This is a genomic window from Lysinibacillus sp. FSL R7-0073, from assembly GCF_038009065.1.
Classification (GTDB): domain Bacteria; phylum Bacillota; class Bacilli; order Bacillales_A; family Planococcaceae; genus Lysinibacillus; species Lysinibacillus fusiformis.
This window is the reverse complement of record NZ_JBBPAS010000001.1, coordinates 405,353-420,515: the sequence shown is the minus strand read 5'-3', so window position 1 is coordinate 420,515 and position 15,163 is coordinate 405,353. Positions and strand designations below refer to the sequence as shown.

Below are 15,163 nucleotides of genomic sequence, written 5' to 3'. Positions count from 1 at the left end.
TTTGAATCCTAAGGTAACCATATAACCAGAAATAATGGAAGGTGCGTGCTTGAAATGAGATTAGCAAATAAAGTAGCCATTATTACAGGCGGAGGTACAGGCATCGGGAAAGAAACTGCACTATTATTTGCGAAAGAAGGAGCAAAAATAGTCATTACTGATATAAATGAACAATCTGGAAATGAAACAGTTAGCCACATCCAAGCAATTGGAGGCGAAGCATTATTTGTCCGTCATGATGTTAGCAATGAAGACGATTGGAGAAAAGTTGCAGATGAAACGATTCATACATTTAATAAAGTCGATATTCTTTTCAACAATGCAGGTATTTATATAATTAAACCACTTGCCGAAATTGAACTTTCAGACTGGAATCGCTTAATGTCCATCAATGTAACTGGTGTTTTCCTTGGTATGAAACATATCATGCCGCTGATGGCTAAACAAAGTAAAGGCTCTGTCATTAATGCTTCTTCCATTGCAGGCTTAACAGGTGCTGCTGGACATGTATTATATGGCGCTAGTAAAGGCGCCGTGCGCATTATGACAAAAGATGCAGCAATGGAATATGCCCCATATGGCGTACGCGTAAACTCTATTCACCCCGGCTATATCGATACAGGAATGGCCGATTATGCATCTGCAACAACTGGAAGCTCTAAAGATGAATTAGGAAAAAACTTATTCCCATTAGGACGTTTAGGTTCTGTAAAAGAAGTGGCTCAAACCGTACTTTTCTTAGCTTCTGATGAATCTTCCTTCTCAACAGGTGCAGAATTTGTTATTGATGGTGGAGCAACAGCAAAATAAATATTAAGGTGGTCATTAGAAATGAAATTAAAAGATAAAGTAGCAATCGTCACAGGTGGCGCTAGTGGTATCGGTGAAGCAACAGTTCGCCTCTTCGCCCAAGAAGGTGCACAAGTAGTCATTGCCGATTTTTCAGAGCGCGGACAAAACATCTCTGAGCAATTAAATAACGATGGTTATGATACGCTCTTCGTAAAAACAGATGTAACAAGCGAAGAAGATATTAAAAACATGATAAAAGAAACTATTAATAAATACGGAAAACTTGATATTATGTATGCCAATGCAGGTGTAGCTGACGATGCACCCGCTCACGAGTTATCTTTTGAAAAATGGAAAAGAACAATCGATATTAATTTATCTGGTGTATTTCTTTCTGATAAATATGCCATCGAACAATTTCTTGCGCAAGGAACAGGTGGCGTCATTGTTAATGCTGGCTCTATCCATAGTTTTGTTGCCTTACCAAATCCAACAGCCTATTCATCTGCAAAAGGTGGTGTAAAACTATTAACACAAAACCTTTGCACAGCTTATGCAAAACAAGGCATTCGCGTAAATGCTGTATGTCCTGGCTATATCGACACACCTTTGTTGGCTGAAGTAGACGCTCAAAAGAAAGAATATTTAGCTTCCCTTCATCCACAAGGCCGACTTGGTAAACCAGAAGAAATTGCTAAAGCAGTTTTATTCTTAGCAAGCGATGATGCAAGCTTTGTTAATGGTACAACACTCCTTGTTGATGGTGGCTATACTGCTCACTAATATAAAAATTTACGGGTCTGAATTCGGTATCGCTCCGAAGTCAGACTCTTTTTATTTGCTAAAAATTCTCCACGCACAGATCGGTCTAGATCATAGCCTGAAGCAGTAAGCTTTAAAAGCAGTCGTATTTTATGGTAAAACAATATAAGATTATTTAATTGCAACTCCACATGCAGGTATTTTTTCGATAATATAAATATTAATATATTTTAAAGCTAAAAGAGTTGCTATTGGATGCAATGCTTTGTACTTTTATTACATCAGTTATTATGAAATTGAGGGGTGTTTTACAATGAGTTTAAATGATTGGCTAAATGAAAAGGTCCCAGAAATTACAAGTTCATTAAGTGATATTAACCGACAGTATGTTGATATTGAAAATTCAATTGGCTTTGTTGGGCGCAATCAAATTTATAAAATCTTAGATAATTTTCATGAAGTACTGTTCCCAGGTATCCATACTGCTCCGCCGATCGATACTACACGCGTCAATATTGTAAGTAGTAATAAACTGCGTGAAACGGCATTGGATTTACGTGATATTATCGAAAAAGTTTTAATTTACAATTTGGAGTACAACAGCAATCTTGAAAACTGTACTTGTCAAGCGGATGCAGATCGTATTGTGATGGATTTAATTTCACAATTCCCAAAAATTCGTAAAACCTTGCAAACAGATATTCAGGCAGCGTACAACGGAGATCCTGCAGCCCTTTCTACAGAAGAAATTTTACTAAGTTATCCATCAATTGTTGCGGTATACATTCACCGTATTGCACATGAATTATATGAAGTCGGGGTACCAATTGTCCCACGTATTATGTCTGAGTATGCACATAGTTTAACAGGAATCGATATTCACCCAGGAGCGACAATTGGTGAATCCTTCTTTATCGATCACGGTACAGGTGTCGTAATCGGTGAGACCTGTATAATCGGCAATAATGTTAAAATATATCAAAGTGTAACGTTAGGGGCATTAAGCTTCCCTCTTGATGAAAATGGTAATCCAATTAAAGGGATTAAACGTCACCCTAATATTGAAGATAATGTTGTTATTTATGCAGGTGCAACCATTTTAGGTGGCGAAACGACAATTGGTCACGATTCAGTGCTGGGCAGTAACATTTGGCTAATGAATTCAATCCCACCATATTCTCGTGTTTACAACTCACCACCAACACCTAACATCAGTAGTAGTAAATCGAAAAATGTTTAATACTCACACTCTTTAATAAAATAGCAAAATTGACCTTCACTTATAGACACCTACCGAAAGATACTGTAAAGGATTTTTTATACAGTGTCTTTCATTTTCCCTACATATATTCGTCTGTTACATAACTAAAGACATTCAAATACAACCATTGGCCTTGTTATAAAAATGGTTGACGTTTCCCCTATTAGAGCTTATTTATTTATGAACCCATGTTAATACTTTCTAGTTTTGATATGCTATACTATTTCTATTATCGAAATATATTAGAAAGAGGGATGCTAGATGACAAATTTACAGCAAATCGATGCTTATTTTGCGGAACATCGTGAGGCTCATTTAAACGAATTAAAAGAATTTTTACGAATTCCAAGTATTAGTTCTTTATCTGAGCATAAGGAAGATATCCAGCATGCTGCACAATGGCTTGCCAATGCATTTAAAAAATTAAATCTTGAGAATATCTCAATTACACAAACTGCAGGTCACCCAGTTGTCTATGCTGATTGGTTACATGCAGAAGGCAAACCAACAATATTGTTTTATGGTCACTACGATGTACAACCTGTTGATCCGTTAAATTTATGGGAGAGCGAACCGTTCATTCCTACCATTCGCGACAATAAATTATTCGCTCGTGGTGCTAGTGATGATAAAGGGCAAGTATTTATGCACTTAAAAATGATTGAAGCCTTATTTGCAACAACAGGAACTTTACCCGTGAACGTTAAATTTATTTATGAAGGTGAAGAAGAAATTGGTAGTCCACACCTACCTTCCTTTGTTGAAGAATATAAGGAAAAATTAGCTTCGGATTTAATTTTAATTTCTGATACTGGACTTTATGGTCCTGGTAAACCTGCAGTATGCTATGGCTTACGTGGATTGGCAGGTATTCAAATTGATGTGCGAGGAGCTAAAGGAGATTTACACTCGGGTCTCTATGGTGGAGGCGTGCAAAATGCCATCCACGCATTAGCTGAAATATTAGCATCCTTCCGTGACGAGCATGGCACAATTCAAGTGGAAGGTTTCTATGACAATGTATTACCTTTAACAGAGGAAGAACGTGAAGCTTATCGTGCGCTTGATTTTGATGAGGAGTCAGTTAAACAAGAGGTCGGTGTAAAAGAACTATTTGGTGAGCAAGGGTTTACCTACCTAGAACGTACTTGGGCTCGTCCAACATTAGAGGTTAATGGGGTCTTTGGTGGTTTCTCTGGAGAAGGCATCAAAACGGTATTACCTGCTGAAGCAGGCGCTAAAATCACATGTCGTCTCGTTCCAAATCAAGAGCCGGACGAAATCGTAGCCCTATTAAAAGCCCACGTTGAAAAGCATAAGCCTGCTGGAGTGGAAATTAACATTTCGGAGTTCGATAAAGGCCCTGCATTCTTAACACCATTTGAACATCCATTCATTCAGGCAGCTGGACGTTCTTATGAAAAGGTTTATAATGTACCTACTGCCTACACACGTGGTGGCGGATCTATCCCTATCGTCGCTGCATTTGATGAAATTTTAGAAATCCCTGTAGTATTAATGGGCTTCGGTTTATCTAGTGAAAACTTCCATGCACCAAATGAGCATTTCCATTTAGAAAACTTTGATAAAGGTCTACGCGTTTTAAGTGATTACTTATATGAAGTTTCGGAATTACAAAAATAATTTCCTATTCCATAACAAACCCCCTCACCTACTTCAGTGAGGGGATTTTCATTGCTTCTTTATGCAATTACTCACCAAAAACTGTCACAATTTCAGCTGATTTTTTTCGTTCTTTTCCTTTTGGCACTTCATCAAAATAACCGACTTGTAGCATCGCAATAACACGTTCACCAGGCTGTACCTTTAAGGCTTCGCGGAACTTTGGATTATCTAAAAATCCCGGTGTTTTCCAGCAAGAGCCTATCCCTCTATCCCATGCTAACAGTTGCATATTCTGAATAAAGATACTCGCTGCTCCATAATCCTCTAAACGTTCTTTTTGACGTGCATCCTCCGGTACGATAACAAAGGCATAGCCGCCAGGTAATGTAAATTTCAACATCTGCTTTGCCAAGTCTTCACTTAAAAGCTCTTGCCATTTTGGAATCGTCAGGTCGCGTAATAAATGATGTAGATTTTCTAATTCCTTACCACAGGCTACTACTAAACGCCAAGGCTCACGGTTACCGTGGTTGGGTGCCCAAACTGCATCGTCGATAATGGCCAATAAATCATCACGATCTACAGGCTGACCATTAAATTTTTTAATGGAACGACGTTGAATAATTGCATCTCTAACCGATAAAAATTGTTCGCTCATATATCCATTCTCCTTCTACCACAAGACAACCTTTTAAGTTTATCTCTTCTACCTTCACATTATCATAAAATGATATGCATTAAAACTACCTCATCTTAAGCAAAGCTATCCTCTATATGATAGAAAAAGTAAGTCATGCTCGGCGTATAAGCAGTGGAGTCCTCATAGAAATACGATCGATTAATACTATCCGATGTATGAGCATTTACATAAGGAATGCCGTTTTGAATACTTGTAACAATAACAGAGTGATCGATTCTCCCATTTCCTTGAAAATCATAAAAAATAACGTCACCCAGCTCTAACTCTTCGGCGGTTTGCACACGTGTACCCTTCAACCCTGTCGTTGAGCCCTCTAAATACCATCTTAAAGAATGTGCAACAGACCAGCTAAAGCTCCAATTTCCTTGTTGAATCCACCAGCCCTTATCTCTACTTGGTGCCCCTCGCATTGGTGCCCCTCCAGCTAATAAACATTGAGATATATAGTTTGTACAGTCTACATCAAAGTTAGGAAAAGCTGGATTGCGTCTATTCCACCATAAATTGGCATACTGTACAGCAGCTTGCCTATTATACATCTTTGCCATACATCCCCTCCTCATGCCATCATATGTCTCTTCAAGTATTTCTATTAGTTAGGTCCTTACTCATATTATTGTCGAAAATAGGTATAATCAGTATGTTCCTTTCCATTTTTAAGATCATTTTTGCTACAATAAGATTAAAAGAAATGTATGATTTTATTTTATGACCAGAAGGGATGTTAAATGTGAAGCAGCATGCTGAGAAAGAAATTTTACAGCCTACTCTTTTATGCGATAAAAAGGGAAATTTAAATCCAGCAGCCATCGGATTTGCACGTAAACCACTTATCAACAGCAATTTAAGCGGCCATCTCATGCGCAAAAAGAAATGGAACTATTGGTGTGTCTACGGTGATGAAATCTTATTTTCCGCTACGATTAGTCATCTAGATTATGCAGCAGTCTGCTTCGTCTATTTCCTGGAATATGAAACGCAGCGCTATTTCGAAAAAACGATTACCATTCCCTTCGGTGGCAAACTGAAAATGCCTACACAGGTTTTAGAGTCCGTATCGTTTAAAAATAGTGAAATGATGGTTGATATACTATATGTACAAAATGAAACACATCTATCCGTTTCTATACCCAATTTTGATGGTGATATTTTACGTGCAAAGCTCATCATTCAGCATCCCGCTACAGACGAAACCTTAAATGTTGTCATCCCTTGGAATCGTAAAACATTTCAATTTACAGGTAAGCATCATACACTCCCTACTTCAGGTGTGGTCACAATTGGTACTCGTCGTTATAATTTCTCGGCAGAAGAAAATTTTGCTGTCTTAGATTACGGTCGAGGTGTATGGCCGCGTGAAGCAGTATGGAATTGGGGAATGGCGTCTCAACGGGTCCGTGGAAGAAGAATTGGACTTAATTTAGGAGGAAAATGGACAGATGGCACAGGTATGACCGAAAATGCTGTTTTCGTTGATGGCAAAATGACAAAAATACATGAGGATTTATTATTTGATTATGATTCCGAAGATTATATGCAACGTTGGAAAGTAAAATCAAAATTCTCTCATCAAGTGTCACTAACCTTCTCTCCGTTTTTTGAACGTGTAGCCTATACAAATGCAAAACTAGTAAAATCAGAAGTACATCAATTATTTGGTTATTATGACGGTTCCATTTTGCTCGACAATGGTGAAACATTAGTTATTCGACAAATGCTTGGATGCATTGAGGAGCATCAGGCAAAGTGGTAACGAATCTTATAAAAGACGCCGCGTTCCGTGGGCATTACTTTATTAATCATTCCACGGAATTCGAGCGCCACCCCCTCACATTGCTCTAAATAAGGGCTTTTAATATTTTCTCTGGGTCATCAGTAAATATTGCTTGTATTCCAAGCTGCTGTAAATATCGAGCATCCCGCTCCTCGTTGACTGTATAAACACGTACAGTTGCCCCTTCAGCGAGCGCTAGTTTTACTGATTTGCGATACGCTGTAGGCAAACTAACATGCAAACCTTTAGCAGGAATAAGCGCAACGTAAGTCGGAAAGTCTACTAAAACTTCGGCAAACAATGCAGCACTTTCAATATAAGGTGCGATTTGTGCGACTGTTTGCAAAGATTCATGATTAAAAGAAGAGATAATAACTCTCTCTGTCATTTGTTGGGCTGCTACTTCCTTTAGAACTAATGCCTCGATCCCTTCATAGGCAAACACATCTGTTTTTAGCTCAATGTTAATGCGATGGTTTGTACCTGCAAATAGTTCTAAAACTTCCCCTAATGTCGGAATCACTTCTCCACTATAATCCAATGAGTACCATGAGCCAAAATCAAATGTACGTAATTGCTGTAATGTAAAATCCTTTACATAGCCTGAACCATTGGAGGTACGGTTAATGGTTTCATCATGAATAACAACTACCTCTTTATCTGCTGTTAAATGAACATCTAGCTCAATTCCAGTGATAGGAAGCTTAGATGCTGCTTGGAATGCAGCAATTGTATTTTCCGGGTAGCTTGCAGAAACACCTCTGTGTGCAAAAATATCCAAAATAATGAACCTCCTCTTTTAGTAACATTCATTCAAAACCTCTACGTAATAGTAACATATTCAGCTTTTAAGCTTTCACTTGATGGTAAATATTATATATAGTAGTATGATAATCTACTTTGAAATTGTAAGTACCTAGGAGGTGCTAAAAAATGACTGTAAAACATCCAGATTTTCAGACTGAAGTAGAGCGATTAGCGTATACCCAAAGTTATATGCAGCAAATTTTAAATGAGTCACAAAGAGATTTAAAATCCGCTCAAGAAAATATTCGGAAGTCGATGGCAGATCTTGATTACTTAGATTCGAGTTTGAGTTATTTAAACATCTTAACCAATGCCCGATTCTTTGAAATGGCCCGTAATCAAAAGGAAGGGCTAGAAGCCGTTCAAAAGAAGCCTTATTTTGCCAGAATCCATTTTCAAAAGACAGGTGACCCTGAAGAACTTCTTTACATTGGAAAAACCTCGTTATTTCATCGTGAAACACATGAGCCAATTATTGTCGATTGGCGCTCACCAGTAGCGAATGTCTATTATGATGGCCGTCTTGGTGATATGGAGTACGATGTCCGCGGAGAAATTCATAAAGGGCATCTATTTGCTAAGCGACAATATAAAATCGAAAATGGCGATTTGCTCGACATACGGGATATTGACTTAACTACGAACGATGAACTGTTACAAGAAGCATTGGCTGGTAAAGCTGATGTTCGTCTAACCGAAATTGTCTCGACAATCCAAAAAGAGCAGAATGAAATTATTCGCGCACATCTTCGTCAACCAATAATTGTCCAAGGAGCAGCAGGCAGTGGAAAAACCACCATCGCCCTACACCGAATATCCTATTTCCTCTACACAATGGGTGAACATTTTAATCCTGAGCAGCTCATGATTTTAGCACCGAATAAGTTATTTATTGATTATATTGGTGATGTCTTACCAGAACTAGGCGTCGATAAAATATGCCAAACTACTTTTACCGATTACGTACTATCCGCCACTAAATTAAAATTAAAGCTTCAAAATCCAAATGAGCAATTAGAATCGCTTGTGGCCGGAGGAAATTCTCAGCCATCTGCTTGGATTGCTGAAATGAAAGGCTCTCTTTATTATCGTGATGTTATCGAACGCTATATTCAAAAACTGGAGCAAGATATTGCAGAGCAATTTGAAGATGTTTATATTGAAAGATACTGTATCATGCGGGCTTCTCACCTTAAGAAGCTATTTTTATATGAATTTTCTTATATGCCAATCGAAAAACGACTGGCACATATTAAAAAGGTGTTAGCTAGCCATGTTCGTCAGAAGAAGCAGTCTGTTTTAGCTACACTCCATAAAAAATATGATGAAGCACTTGGAAAGGCATTAAATGGTATTCGAGATGATGAAAAACGGCGACGTGTCGTAACAAAATTTATCGATGAACGCGATGAGCGAATTCCTGCCATTGAAAAAGAAGCCAAATCAACAGCAGCTGCTTATATGCGCCGCTTTACCAAACACAATATTAAAACTCTTTATCGTTCACTTCTCACCAATGCAAAACTGTTAGCAGAACTGGCTCCTGAATGGCATTATCTCGAACAACAGCAATTTTTACAATCACATCGCAAGGAACAATGGGCACTTGAAGATTTAGCTGCACTTTATTATTTACAGGCGCGCTTAAAAGGCATCCCTGATGAATGGAAAATGCGCGTTGTCTTTATCGATGAGGTTCAAGACTATAGTCTATTTCAGCTTGCCGCTTTAAAAACAGGTTTGGATACTGATATGTTTACAATGGTTGGTGACTTAGCTCAAGGAATTCATAGCTATCGTTCATTAACTGCTTGGGAGCCTGTCCAAAGTTTATTCCCACGAGCAAGCTTTCGAACTTTGCAAAAAAGCTATCGTACAACCATTGAAATTATGAAAGTCGCTAATGAAATTTTAGCGCAAATGGATGAACAACTTCCGTTAGTGGAGCCAGTTGTTCGTCATGGCAACGAGCCAAGCTTTATTCAAGCGGATCAATTCGACGCCTTACAAATTAAAGAAATTTTTGAAATGATTCGTCAGCATGGACATCGATCCATTGCTTTAATATGCAAAACAACTGCTGAAGCAATGATGATGCAAAAAGATTTAAAAGCTCATCAACTACCTGCACAGCTACTAACTGAAAATGATTCTATTAATCAGGAAATGTTGCTCGTTGTTCCAAGCCATCTAGCAAAAGGTCTTGAATTTGATGCCGTTATAGTAGCTGCGTTTGATACGCCCTTTCACGACACGCCCATTGATCGAAAGCTACTCTATGTAGCACTCACACGGGCAATGCATGAACTTTACTTAATAGGTCCCTCTAAAAGTGTATTTTTATTAGAAAATTAAAAAGTCGCTATAAGGCGACTTTTTTTATTCCTCATCAATTTCTCGGTGGTAATCGATAGAACTTTCCTTTCGATAGATAGGCCTTAACCACTTTCCACCACGAACTAGGTGCTTCCTTCGGAGGAGACTTCTTTTTAGGCAGTGCTGGCATGCGCATAATTATGACTCCTTTCATAAGGCTTATTAGTACTATATGAAGATAGTACGCAATTATGCTAAAAAGGACGATGAGTCAATATCACTCCTCGCCCTTTTTGCTATTGTTTTACATAATAATCAATTTGTTGCGCCTTCATAAAACCAGCCTTTTCATAGACAGATATTGCTTTTTTATTGTCTATTTCAACATCTAACATGACGAAAGTGGCACCCGTTTTACTCGCATAATCCTTTGAAAAGGACAATAAAGCCGTCCCAATACCTTGTCCTTCACAATTTGGGTGGACTGCAAGGGCTGTCACCCACTGAATTTCATTTTCCTGAGCTGTCGTCACCGTGCCAACAACTCCTCCATCTCGATAAGCAATCCATAGCTTTCTTCCATTAGTGGACGTATTAAAGGCGATGAGCTCTGTTGATTCTTCTGGTAAATCACCAAATGCTTCACTATAAATAGCAATTAGCTCAGCCTGTTCGCCATTATAGGGAAGAATAGTAATATCACTTCGTAATGCTACAGGTTCCGCCTTTGTTTCTAAGGTTGCTTCTGAGAAGCTGTAAACATAATCTTTATTTTCAATAAATGTGTGTCCATGTGGGGAACCGTCAATAACAACAGCTAACTGACCCTCTGCCCCTCGCTCTTTTAGCCCAACTTGTATACCTTCAACTAATGCGGTCCCAATCCCCTTTTGGCGATATGCAGGTGTCACCACTAGTGACCACTCATACGTATGGAGTCCCATCAAATCAATGGCACTTGCAACACCAACTAACAAATCTTGATCATCCTCATATGCTAATACCATAAAGCCCTTCGATTCAAAAGAGCTAGCCATTGGCACATTCAAAATAGTTTCGTATACTCGATAATCATGAATTGTCGCTTCTTCACATAATAATTTTACTTCCTTCAATGTTTCTCCATCCAATGGGAAAGACACTGTCATCACTGAAATATTCATTGTTTACTCCGTTCCTGTATCAGACTATTGCCCTATTGTAGCAAGAATGAAAATAAGCTGGCAACTAAATATATTATCACCCTCTATTAATCAGAATTTTACTTCAAATAATCCAATAATAAAAGGATTTTTACTATAAAAGTTCACGAAAACAACTAAAATTTACTATGAATTCTAGATATATAATAACCAAACAAACTCATAAAACTGTCACTATTAACTCTTTTCATCTAGTTACTTTCAAACTATATACTATTCCCTACTCATTTATATTAATTATACTATTTATTCAAATTAATTACATTTATTAATATGACTAAAAAAGAGCAATTTCAAATGAAATTACTCTTTTGATAGTTGTCAATTGCTATTCTTCTAAATGATGGGAGGATGAATGGAGCATTTGAGAATATAGACCTCCCGATTCAATTAGTTTTTGCTGAGGACCAGCTTCCACTAGCTCACCTTTATGCATAACTAATACCATGTCGGCATTATGCACTGTATTTAATCGGTGTGCAATAACAAAGCTTGTGCGGCCTTTCATTAATGTATCAAGTGCCTCTTGAATCGCCATTTCTGTTACTGTGTCGATACTACTTGTCGCTTCATCTAACAATAAAATTTTCGGATCCGCAATAAGTGCACGTGCTATTGATAGTAATTGTTTTTGGCCTTGTGAAATTTCTCGTCCATCTGCAGCAAGAATTGTATTGTATCCATCCTTAAGCTTCATGATAAAATCATGTGCATTAGCACGCTTAGCTGCTTCCTCAATATCAGCATCACTTGCATCTAATTGACCATATCGGATATTTTCACGAACAGTTGCCTCAAATAAAAATGGATCCTGCAATACAAAAGCCATCTGGGAACGCAAGGATGGACGATCAATGTCCTGAACATTAATGCCATCAAATAACACTTCGCCCTTTGTCACTTCATAGAATCTTGCAATAAGTTGAAGAATTGTCGTTTTCCCTGCTCCTGTAGCTCCTACAAGCGCTACCGTCTGCCCAGACTCTACTTTAAAATCAACATTTTTTAATGTGTAAGATTCCTGGTCTTGTTCATATTTAAAATACACTTGCTTAAAAGCTACATGTCCCAATAGTTGATGATTTTTCGCTGAGGTAGATTCTACTTCCGGTTGTTCGTCTAGTAACGCAAATACTCTCTCTGCACCAGCAATAGCTGATAGCACTGTATTAAATTGGTTTGCTAAATCATTTAATGGCCGTGTAAATTGCCGAGCATATTCTGTAAATATAACGATAACCCCTATTGACACATGCCCATATAAAGCAAGTATGCCCCCTATACCCGCGACAATAGTAAAGCTCATATTATTTAAAAAGTTCATGACCTTTGGAATATAACCAGAATATGTCTGTGCCCAAAATCCTGTTCTTCTTAACCGCAAGCTTTTTTCCTGAAACTCAGCCTTCATTCGTTCCTCTTGGGAAAAAGCTTTCACAATGCGCTGTCCAGATATGGTTTCTTCTATCATGCCGTTCAGGGCCCCAATAGCTGCTTGTTGCTCCTTAAATAAAGGAGCAGTTCGACGTGTAATCCAACGCATCGCCCAAAACATAATGGGAATAATGGTCATAGTTAAAATGGTTAGCAATGGACTTAAGCTCAGCATAATAATAATGGTTCCTCCAAGCGTTAATACACTTGAAAACACCTGAATAAAGGAACTATTCAGCGTTGAGCTGACAGCTTCTATATCATTCGTCATACGGCTCATTAATTCGCCATGCTGACGACGATCAAAGAAGGCAATCGGCAGTCGTTGAAAATGATCAAATACATTTGTTCTTAGCCTATAAATTGTTTGCTGAGCAATACCAATCATCCAATAATTTTGTAGGAACAGGGAGACGGCTAGCAACAAATAAATGCCGATCAATAAGACAATCCCCTTACCTAAGCCAACTAGCTTTCCATGCATAACATAGTGATCAATCATTTGGCCAATTACATATGGGCCTATTAAAGCCAAAATCGAACTAGTCATCACTAGTAAAAGGACTACGATAAGAAGTGCTCGTTGCTCATCGACAATTTTCCATAACCGTAGCAATGTACTTTTCCAATCACTTGCTCGTGGCCCTTTCTTTTTCTTTACAGCCTGCTGAAGATCATCTTTAGTCAAAATCGGCTCATAGCCAAAAGGTTTTTGGAAAAATCCCATTATTCCTCCACCTCCTGTTGAGAGACTGCAATTCTTTTATAAAGTGTCGAAGAGTGTAAAAGCTCTTCATGGGTTCCATAGGCAACTACTTTTCCAGCATCAATAAGTAAAATACGGTCTGCACCTTTAGCTGTACGAATTTTTTGCGTGACCACAAGCATCGTAGCATGTTCTTCGCTTAGTGCCTCCCAAAGTGCCTGTTCTGTTTTAACATCCAATGCACTTGTACTATCATCGAGCATTAATATATGTCCCTTTCTCAAGAGTGCTCTCGCAATGGATAGCCTTTGTTTTTGCCCTCCTGATAAGTTGACACCTTTTTGCCCAACCTTTGTATCATAACCATTTGGAAAATCCTCAACAGATGCATGGATTTGAGCCTGCATTGTAGCCTGTAATACAGCGTCCATTTCAGCATGCGTATCTCCCCAACGCACATTATCGGCAATACTGCCTGTAAATAACAAGGACTGCTGAGGGACATACCCAATGACTTCACGTAATTCTTGTAAGTCCCACTGTTGAACATCCTGTCCTTCTACTAATATTCTTCCTTCTGTTACTTCATAAAAACGCGGAATAAGCTGTAACAAAGTGGATTTACCAGCACCGGTTGCCCCCATAATCGCTAATTTTTCACCCGATTTAACTTGGAAATTGATGTCTGATAGGACTGGCACCTCTCCGCCTGGATACGTAAAACTAACATGTTCAAACGTTAATTCACCATAGTGTTTACCATGGCTGATTTCCTCTGAAAACGAAACATCCTCAACCTCATTTTCCATAGAAAGAACTTCAGCCATACGCTCAGCTGAGGCCTTTGCACGCGCATAAAAAATAATAATAAATGCGAACATTGAAAACGAGCCTGTCATACGCATCGCATAGTTAACAATCGCTACAATATCTCCAAGTGGTGTTGTCCCTGCCGCAACTTGTTTTGTACCAAACCATAGGACGGCGAGCAGACTCATATTCATAATGAATAAAAGAGCTGGCATAATGTATTCCATTATGCGTAAAGCCTTGACAGTATCGAATTTCAAACGAGATGCAACTTCATCAAAGCGTGAAGCCTCATATGTCCCCCGTAAGTATGCTTTCACTAAACGTATGGCCTGTAAATTCTCCTGCAAAACCCTATTTAAACGGTCTACTCTTTTCTGCACCCGTCCAAAATAAGATACGCCCTTTGCGACCATAAAAATAAGAAAAATTAAAATGATAGGTGCACCTATGACTAAAAATAAGGCTAATTTTGCATTCACAATAAAAGCCATTACTATACTACCTATCACGGCAAGAGGAGCCCGAAGCATAATACGTAAACTCATAAACAGCACCGTTTGTACCTGTGTGACATCATTAGTTAATCTCGTAATGAGTGATGCCGTAGAAAATTTTTGATAGGTAGCTAGTGTAAAGGATTGGATTTTATCAAACATGGCATTTCGTAGATCATAAGAAAAGCTTTGAGCAGTATGGGATGAAAAATAAGAATTAATGATTCCCGCCATAAAGGCAACAAATGAAAGTACGAGTAAAACAGCACCCCATTGCATAATCATTTCGTGATTTTGAGCTCTTACCCCGTCATCAATGATTTTGGCCATAATAAGCGGCTGTACAAGCTCTACAAACAACTCTAACAACATTAAACATAAAGCAAAAATAGCTGTCCATTTATAAGGTCTTACATAGGAAAAAATTTCTTTCACATTCTTTCCCCCTTGTCCTAAGATGAAATTTATAGCTAGTT

Annotated in this window: 12 protein-coding genes; 6 read left to right on the top strand and 6 right to left on the bottom strand. The window is 38.3% G+C overall.

What is annotated here, in order from left to right:
• Window positions 1-54 precede the first annotated feature (54 nt).
• The 4 genes from MKY88_RS02010 to MKY88_RS01995 all read left to right on the top strand — a co-directional run bounded on the left by MKY88_RS02010 (window position 55) and on the right by MKY88_RS01995 (window position 4,459).
• Window positions 55-810, top strand: coding sequence for an SDR family NAD(P)-dependent oxidoreductase (locus tag MKY88_RS02010; protein ID WP_340812890.1), 756 nt, complete (start codon window positions 55-57; stop codon window positions 808-810).
• Between the two features lie 21 nt (window positions 811-831).
• Window positions 832-1,575 carry an SDR family NAD(P)-dependent oxidoreductase gene (locus tag MKY88_RS02005; RefSeq protein ID WP_025115501.1) on the top strand — a complete coding sequence of 248 codons (744 nt, stop codon included), beginning with the start codon at window positions 832-834 and terminating at the stop codon, window positions 1,573-1,575.
• A 292-nt stretch (window positions 1,576-1,867) separates the two neighbouring features.
• The gene (epsC, locus tag MKY88_RS02000) at window positions 1,868-2,794 is read left to right on the top strand and encodes a serine O-acetyltransferase EpsC (protein WP_025115502.1); all 927 of its coding nucleotides are present in this window, start codon (window positions 1,868-1,870) and stop codon (window positions 2,792-2,794) included.
• A gap of 282 nt (window positions 2,795-3,076) precedes the next feature.
• Entirely contained in the window at window positions 3,077-4,459 is a 1,383-nt protein-coding gene (locus MKY88_RS01995) for a dipeptidase (protein WP_340812889.1), read from the top strand.
• Window positions 4,460-4,526: 67 nt separating this feature from the next.
• On the opposite strand, the gene MKY88_RS01990 is transcribed toward MKY88_RS01995, so the two are convergent.
• Together MKY88_RS01990 and MKY88_RS01985 are read right to left on the bottom strand one after the other, a co-directional pair.
• Window positions 4,527-5,099 (bottom strand): nitroreductase family protein, encoded by a 573-nt coding sequence (locus MKY88_RS01990; protein WP_069479892.1) that lies wholly within the window; start codon window positions 5,097-5,099, stop codon window positions 4,527-4,529.
• A 95-nt stretch (window positions 5,100-5,194) separates the two neighbouring features.
• Window positions 5,195-5,689 carry an amidase domain-containing protein gene (locus tag MKY88_RS01985; protein WP_193830817.1) on the bottom strand — a complete coding sequence of 165 codons (495 nt, stop codon included), beginning with the start codon at window positions 5,687-5,689 and terminating at the stop codon, window positions 5,195-5,197.
• Between the two features lie 182 nt (window positions 5,690-5,871).
• Between MKY88_RS01985 and MKY88_RS01980 the strand changes: the two genes are divergently transcribed.
• Window positions 5,872-6,894 carry a DUF2804 domain-containing protein gene (locus tag MKY88_RS01980; protein ID WP_069483229.1) on the top strand — a complete coding sequence of 341 codons (1,023 nt, stop codon included), beginning with the start codon at window positions 5,872-5,874 and terminating at the stop codon, window positions 6,892-6,894.
• An 85-nt stretch (window positions 6,895-6,979) separates the two neighbouring features.
• Here MKY88_RS01980 and MKY88_RS01975 read toward each other — a convergent pair whose 3' ends face one another.
• Window positions 6,980-7,696, bottom strand: a complete 717-nt coding sequence (locus MKY88_RS01975) for a glycerophosphodiester phosphodiesterase (protein WP_340812888.1) — start codon at window positions 7,694-7,696, stop codon at window positions 6,980-6,982.
• A gap of 152 nt (window positions 7,697-7,848) precedes the next feature.
• Between MKY88_RS01975 and helD the strand changes: the two genes are divergently transcribed.
• Window positions 7,849-10,077, top strand: a complete 2,229-nt coding sequence (helD, locus tag MKY88_RS01970) for an RNA polymerase recycling motor HelD (protein ID WP_328205167.1) — start codon at window positions 7,849-7,851, stop codon at window positions 10,075-10,077.
• 257 nt (window positions 10,078-10,334) lie between these two features.
• On the opposite strand, the gene MKY88_RS01965 is transcribed toward helD, so the two are convergent.
• From MKY88_RS01965 to MKY88_RS01955, 3 genes are all read right to left on the bottom strand, one after another.
• On the bottom strand, window positions 10,335-11,201 hold the full coding sequence (locus MKY88_RS01965) for a GNAT family N-acetyltransferase (protein WP_036122751.1): 867 nt from the start codon (window positions 11,199-11,201) through the stop codon (window positions 10,335-10,337).
• A gap of 367 nt (window positions 11,202-11,568) precedes the next feature.
• On the bottom strand, window positions 11,569-13,401 hold the full coding sequence (locus tag MKY88_RS01960) for an ABC transporter ATP-binding protein (protein ID WP_328205170.1): 1,833 nt from the start codon (window positions 13,399-13,401) through the stop codon (window positions 11,569-11,571).
• Entirely contained in the window at window positions 13,401-15,122 is a 1,722-nt protein-coding gene (locus MKY88_RS01955) for an ABC transporter ATP-binding protein (protein ID WP_258269783.1), read from the bottom strand. The genes MKY88_RS01960 and MKY88_RS01955 overlap by 1 nt, the downstream gene beginning before the upstream one ends.
• Window positions 15,123-15,163 lie beyond the last annotated feature (41 nt).